Origin of the sequence: Salinisphaera sp. SWV1, assembly GCF_052044155.1 — a bacterium.
Lineage (GTDB): Bacteria > Pseudomonadota > Gammaproteobacteria > Nevskiales > Salinisphaeraceae > Salinisphaera.
In genome coordinates this window covers 52,668-59,172 of record NZ_JBQDYE010000028.1, presented here as the reverse complement: position 1 = coordinate 59,172, position 6,505 = coordinate 52,668, and the positions used below count along the sequence as shown (strand labels likewise).

Sequence of the window (6,505 nt, the reverse complement as noted above, 5' to 3'; positions counted from 1 at the left end):
TCGCGAACATTGCGATCATGATCGCGGGCCTCATCACGCTGGTATGGCGCTCCGGCTGGCCCGATTTGATCGTCGGGCTCGGTATCGCTTTCATGAACGCCGATGCTGCGAAGGCCATCTGGGACGCCGCACGCAAAGAACGCGCGTCGGTCGACGTTTGATCGCCTCTGCTTCATTCGGCTGGCCATAAACGACCAGCGAAGGCCCAGGCCGCCAACGCAATGACACCGAGCACCAGCAAGGCCGGGCGCGGCCCGAACGCCGACCCCAGCACGCCGGCCAGTGGATAGCCGATCAGCCAGCACGCATGCGACAAGGCAAACTGGGCCGAAAACACACCCGGACGAGTAGACGGGTCGCTGGCGGCGGTCAACAGGCGCCCGACCGGGGTCTGGATCAAGCCGAGGCCGATGCCCAGAACGAACCAGAGTCCGAGCAGGCCGGCAAAGCCGGGCCGCCAGATGCCTCCGACCAGTAATGCTAAACCCAGTAACAAACCACCGGCGAGCATCGCGCCGCGTTCGGAATAGCGATCCAGCCAGCGCGGCAGCCACAATGCGGCGAGCATCGAGCCCGCGCCCGAAGCGATGAACGCTTGGGCGACCTGGACATCGCCGCCGCCCAGCGTTTCGCGTACATAGACCACGGTATTGACGATGATCATGGCCCCGGCGGCGGCCACGCCCGCGTAGAGCGTCAACACCGAACGCAGCGTACGATTACCCAGATATCGGCGTATGCCGGCCGTCACCCGCTGCCATACATTGATCGACGTCGTTTCAGCGGCAGCGACCGGTAGGACAGCCGTTACGACCAGAGCCGCCGAGCCGAGAAAGGCGAGCGTGTTGAGTATGAACAACTGGTTGTAGGACACCAGGAACAACAGCGCCATCGCCAGGGTCGGGCTGAGTAGATTCTCGAGCTCGTAAGCCAAGCGCGAGGCCGACAATGCCCGCGTGTATTGCGCGTCGTCCGTCACCACTTCGGGGATGGTGGCTTGGAAGACTGGTGTAAAGCCCGCCGAGCAGGCGTTCAACAGAAAGATCAGAGCATAGATCTGCCACACCGCCGTTACCCACGGCAGGCAGAACACAAACCCGGCCCGCAGCAGGTCCAGCGTTACCAGCAACGTCTTGCGCGGCAAGCGTTGGGCATAGCCGCCCACCACCGGGGCGATGGCCACATAAGCGACCATCTTGCAGGCCAGAGCGATGCCCAAAACACGGCCGGCATCACCACCGGCCAGGTCGTAGGCCAACAGCGCCAACGCGATCGTGGTCAGACCGGTGCCGACCAGGGCCGAGATCTGGGCCGCAAACAGATGTCGATAGACCCGATTGCGCCAAAGGCCCGCGATGGGCTTTTCTGTCATAACGTCGCCCTTGATTGATAATATAGGGGGCCATACTATCGTGAGACGAAGCGGAGAGAAAACGACGTGCATACGACGCGCGAGAAAAAGAAGCTGTTGAACCGGGTACGGCGTATCCGCGGCCAGATGGAAGCCGTCGAGCGCGCGCTCGAAGACGAAAACGGTTGTGCCGACGTGCTTCAGCGCATCGCCGGCGTGCGTGGTGCGCTCAACGGATTGATGGCCGAAGTGGTTGAGGACCACATCCAGGAGCACGTCGCCGACGCGGAACTGACGACCGAGCAGCGATCCGAGGGCGCCGCCGAACTCATCGATGTCGTGCGCGCTTACCTCAAATAACGCCAGAGTCACCGCCATGTCCGACCCGCAGACAACCCAGCACGACACACTCGCCGATCGCGCCGAGACACGCACGACCGCGCCGGAAGCCTCGTCCCATCATGGGCATGGTTCTCATCATCACGATCATGAACACGGGCATGACCACGATCATCCGTTCGAGTGGCCGGAAGCGGCGCGCATTGCGGTTGTGGCGGTCGTGGCCGCGCTGGTGTGGTTTCGTATCTGGGAGCCGTTTGCGGCGGTCAGCCTGATCGGCATCGCTGGCTTGTTGATCGGCGGCTGGCCAATTCTCAAGGAGGCTTTCGAGAATGTCGTCGAGCGCCGGATGACCATGGAGCTGTCGATGACGATCGCGATCGCGGCGGCCGCGGCGATCGGCGAATTCTTCACGGCGCTGGTGATCACTCTGTTCGTGCTGGTCGCCGAAGTACTGGAAGGCCTGACTGTCGGGCGCGGTCGCAAAGCGATCCGCGATCTGGTCGAATTCCTGCCGAATGAGGTCTCGGTCCGGCGGGCCGGTGCCGTTCAATCCGTCGCCTCCGAGGAATTGGCGGTCGGTGACGCCATCCTCGTAGCGCCCGGTGGCCGGCTGCCGGTCGATGGCATCGTGCTTTCCGGGCATTCGTTCGTCGATGAGTCGCGCATCACCGGCGAATCCATGCCGGTCGAGAAGACCGAGGGTGCAAAGGTCTTCGCCGGCTCCATCAACCAGTCCGGCGCGCTGGAGATCGCCGCCGAGCGGCTCGGTCGGGACACCAGCTACGGCCAGATCATCGAAGCGGTCGAGGCCGCCGAGCAATCCCGCGCACCAGTCCAGCGGCTGGCCGATCGCCTGGCCGGTTATCTGGTGTATTTTGCGCTCGGCGCGGCCGTCCTGACCTTCCTGATCACGCGCGACATCTATGCCACGATCTCCGTGATCATCGTCGCCGGGGCCTGCGGCATCGCCGCCGGCACGCCGCTGGCCATCCTCGGCGCGATCGGCCGCTCGGCGCGGCTGGGCGCCATCGTCAAAGGGGGCGTGCACCTGGAGACTTTGGGCCAGGTTGACACGGTCGTGCTCGACAAGACCGGGACGTTGACTTTCGGTCGCCCCGAAGTGCAGCGGCTCGTGCCCGTGGCCGGCATCACCGGCGACGAACTACTCGCTGCCGCCGCGGCGGCTGAACTGCGCTCCGAGCACCCGCTGGGCAAGGCGATCGTCGCCTACGCCCGCAGCCAGGGCCGTTCCGTGGCCGAGCCGACGCGTTTTGACTACACCCGGGCCGGGGCATCAAACGCAGGTCGCTGACGCGACCGTCCTCGTCGGCAACCAGGCCTGGATGACGGACAACGGGATCGACGTACCCGCGTCCTTGGATCAGGACGCGGCCGGCTCGGAAATCCTGGTGGCCCGCGACGGGCGCCTGCTGGGCGCTATCGCGATCGCCGATAGCGTCCGGCCGGAATCCCAACGCGCGGTCGATGCCTTGCATCGCATGGGCATTCGCATCGTCCTGCTCACCGGTGACGCCCGCCGGGTCGCGGATGCGGTCGGCGGTACCCTCGGCATCCAGAACATCGAGGCCGAACTGCTGCCGGAGAACAAGCTGGCACGCGTCCAGGCGCTCGTGGGTCCAAAACACAAGATCGCGATGGTGGGCGACGGAATCAACGACGCACCGGCGCTGGCGCGGGCCGATGTCGGCATCGCTATGGGCTCGGGTACCGACGTGGCCCAGGAAAGCGCCGACGTGGTGCTGCTGGGCAACGACCTCGAGAGTTTCGTCGAGACCCTCGCCGTGGCCCGGCGCACGCGGGGCATCATCTGGCAGAATTTTGCCGGCACATCGGTGTCGACACCATCGGCATCGTGCTGGCGGCCTTGGGCTTTCTCAATCCGCTGCTCGCGGCGGCGATTCATGTCGTCTCCGAACTGGTGTTCATCCTCAACTCAGCGCGGCTGTTGCCCGCGCCCGAGAAAACCACGACGCCGACGGCCATCCCCAAACCTGAAGCGGCCGAGGCCTGAAGCGTGGCGGTCGCCTCGCCCTGCGTCGGCGTCTGTAAGCTCGATCGCAAGACTGATTTGTGTGTCGGATGCCTGCGCACCGCGGCGGAAATTCGCCGGTGGCGCCAACTCACCGACGCCAAGCGCCGACGCGTTCTGGCCGAACGCCGCCGGCGCGAGGCGAAACGTACCCCGCGCCGGGTGCGCCGCTAACGGAAGAACCCACGATGGCGACTCACACCCTAGACTGGACCTGGGAGGGCGCTGACGTGACTCTCGGCATGGAGGCCGCCGGCGGCGGTTGCTCCGTGGTCCTACTACCGGCGCTCAGTTCGATCTCGACGCGCGGTGAAATGCGACCGCTTATGGATCGGCTCGCGCCGGCGTTTCACGCTACGACCATTGACTGGCCCGGATTCGGCGACCGGCCGCGGCCACGCGTGGATTGGACGCCACGAGTGCTGTCGGCCTTCCTCGATGACGCCCTGCATCGGATAGCGCAGCCGCCGCATGCTGTCGTTGCTGCCGGCCACGCCGCCACCTATGCGTTGCATCAAGCGGTCGAGCGCCCGGGCACGATCGACCAGCTCGTTCTGATCGCGCCGACGTGGCGTGGCCCCTTGCCGACCATGATGGGTGGCCAACGGCCCTGGTTCGCTCCTATCCGCACGGCATTCGATATGCCCGTGCTGGGACCGGCTCTTTATCGGCTCAATGTGAGCCGGCCGATCCTCGACAAAATGGTTAAAGGTCACGTCTACAGCGATCCTGAGTGGCTGGCCGGCGATCGGCTGGCTGAAAAACGCGCCGTCGTTCGCGCACCGGGCGCCCGGCACGCCTCCGTGCGTTTTGTCAGTGGCGGTCTCGACCGGTGACAAGCCGCGCGTCGTTTTTCGATCTGGCCCGTCGGGCGCGGGTGCCGATCTTGGTCGTGTATGGCGAGGAAACGCCGCCAAAGTCACGCGCTGACATAGCGGCATTGGCCGAGTTACCGGAGTCGAAACCCGGCGACTCGACCCCGGCAAGCTCGCCGTTCACGAGGCGTTTCCGGACGCCGTTGCGAACGCGATCACGCCCTTTTTAAGCCGCTAATGCCGTTAAGCAGTTTGCGGATCACTCAAGCGCTGGCGCCGCCGAACACGCAGGCATCACCCGGCCCTTCGCGGTCGCTTGCCGGTTCGGCGTCATCCCGCTGATGCTCGGTCTGTAGGGTGCTGTGTTCGACGCTAAAACGATCATGGAGCATGGCATCGACTGAATGCCGGATCGCGTGGCAGTCCGCGTGTGCTGCAACCCAGATCCGGGCGGACACACACGGCATGCCGGACGTCACTTCCCAGACGTGCAGGTCGTCGACATCCAACACCCCGGAGACTTCGCGTATGGCGCTATCCAGCTTTTCCGGGTGCAGATTCGCCGGCGCGGCTTCCAGAAAGACCCGGCCGGACTCGCGCACCAGGCCGTAACCGGCCTTGGCCATGAGGCCGGCGACAATCAGCGCGGCCAGCGCATCCACGCGGTACCAGCCCGTCACCCAAATGATGAAACCGGCGATGGCGGTGGCGATGAACGCATAGAGATCGGTCAGGATATGCTGGAAGCTGCCCTCGACGTTGAGACTTTCCCGGTTGGCCCGGCTCAATGCCATGACCGCCGCGATGTTCACGATCGCGCCGACAATAGCCACGATGCCCACCAGCAGGCCATCGACGGCCGGCGGTTCGACTAGCCGCATGATCGCTTCAATGACGAACCAGATTGATAGCAACAAGAGCGTGAGGCCGTTGGCCTGAGCGCTCAGGATTTCCACCCGCTTGAGCCCGAACGTGAAACGCCCCGAGGCGGGCCGGCTGGCCAGGCGCATCGCCACCAGCGACATGCCAATGGCGCCGGCGTCGGTGAGCATGTGGCCGGCGTCGGTAATCAGCGCTAGGGACTGCGCGATGAGACCGACCACGACTTCGACCACCATGAACCCGACCAGCAGGCCGAGCGCGGTGAACAAGTAGCGTCGGTCTGCGTTGGCCGAAATGGCGTGGCTATGGTCATGATGACCGTGACCGTGACCGTGGTCATGGCCGCGATTGTGGTCGTGACTCATGAGTGAACTCCAGAATGATTGAGCGGCTGCGACCCATCCGCCTCAACCGCCGGCGGGTCGCTGGGTTCAGTGAACTTCGCGCGGGCATCGCGCAGCACGCCGATCGATGAATGCACGAACAAGCCCGCGATGACGACACCCACCGCAATATCGGGCCAAAGCGTCCCGGTAAGCGCGACCAGCGCCGCAGCAACCAAGACGCCGACATTGGCGATCAGATCGTTGCGGGAGCAGATCCAGGACGAGCGCATGTTGACGTCATCATCGCGGTGGCGGGTCAAAAGCACCAGGCTGACGATGTTGGCGGCCAGCGCCAGCAATCCGACGGCGGCCATGATGCCGACCTCGGGGACATCACCGACGATCGCCCGGACCGCGGCCTGACCCAGCACCAGCAGACCAAAGCCGAGCATGAACACGCCTTTGGCGCCGGCCGAAGTCGCTTTCCAGCGGGTGCTTTTAGCCACCACGAACAAGCTCAGACCATAAACCAGCGCATCGCCGAGCATATCCAGCGAACCCGCCATCAGCGAGGTCGAGGCGGCCAGCCAGCCGGCGCTGAACTCGACCCCAAACATGGCGGCATTGATGACGAGCACCGCCCACAGCATGCGGGCCTGGCGGCCGCGCAAGCGTTGCAAATTGGCGTCGTCTTCGTTACAGCAACAAGGCATCATATTTCCCGTTGCGCGTTGATTGT

General features: G+C 64.7%; 5 protein-coding genes and 2 pseudogenes. 4 read left to right on the top strand and 3 right to left on the bottom strand.

Annotated features, from left to right (window positions below; translation table 11 throughout):
- A pseudogene (locus ACS8YF_RS13820) lies at positions 1-161 on the top strand (cation transporter); the annotation flags it as partial.
- Positions 162-172: 11 nt separating this feature from the next.
- Here ACS8YF_RS13820 and ACS8YF_RS13815 read toward each other — a convergent pair.
- On the bottom strand, positions 173-1,372 hold the full coding sequence (locus tag ACS8YF_RS13815) for an MFS transporter (protein ID WP_051883524.1): 1,200 nt from the start codon (positions 1,370-1,372) through the stop codon (positions 173-175).
- Between the two features lie 66 nt (positions 1,373-1,438).
- On the opposite strand from ACS8YF_RS13815, the gene ACS8YF_RS13810 reads away from it, so the two are divergent.
- From ACS8YF_RS13810 to ACS8YF_RS13800, 3 genes and pseudogenes are all read left to right on the top strand, one after another.
- A complete protein-coding gene (locus ACS8YF_RS13810; protein ID WP_037339290.1) occupies positions 1,439-1,711 on the top strand; it encodes a metal/formaldehyde-sensitive transcriptional repressor in 273 nt (90 codons plus the stop codon).
- A gap of 16 nt (positions 1,712-1,727) precedes the next feature.
- Positions 1,728-3,725: pseudogene (locus ACS8YF_RS13805) on the top strand (heavy metal translocating P-type ATPase).
- Between the two features lie 206 nt (positions 3,726-3,931).
- Positions 3,932-4,579: an alpha/beta hydrolase gene (locus ACS8YF_RS13800; RefSeq protein ID WP_198025206.1), complete on the top strand. Its 648-nt coding sequence runs from the start codon at positions 3,932-3,934 to the stop codon at positions 4,577-4,579.
- 242 nt (positions 4,580-4,821) lie between these two features.
- Here the strand turns inward: ACS8YF_RS13800 and ACS8YF_RS13795 are convergent, their stop codons facing one another.
- Together ACS8YF_RS13795 and ACS8YF_RS13790 are read right to left on the bottom strand one after the other, a co-directional pair.
- The gene (locus tag ACS8YF_RS13795; protein ID WP_353213525.1) at positions 4,822-5,805 is read right to left on the bottom strand and encodes a cation diffusion facilitator family transporter; all 984 of its coding nucleotides are present in this window, start codon (positions 5,803-5,805) and stop codon (positions 4,822-4,824) included.
- A complete protein-coding gene (locus ACS8YF_RS13790; protein WP_440850726.1) occupies positions 5,802-6,416 on the bottom strand; it encodes a cation transporter in 615 nt (204 codons plus the stop codon). Before ACS8YF_RS13790 ends, ACS8YF_RS13795 begins: the two co-directional genes overlap by 4 nt.
- Positions 6,417-6,505: the final 89 nt, after the last annotated feature.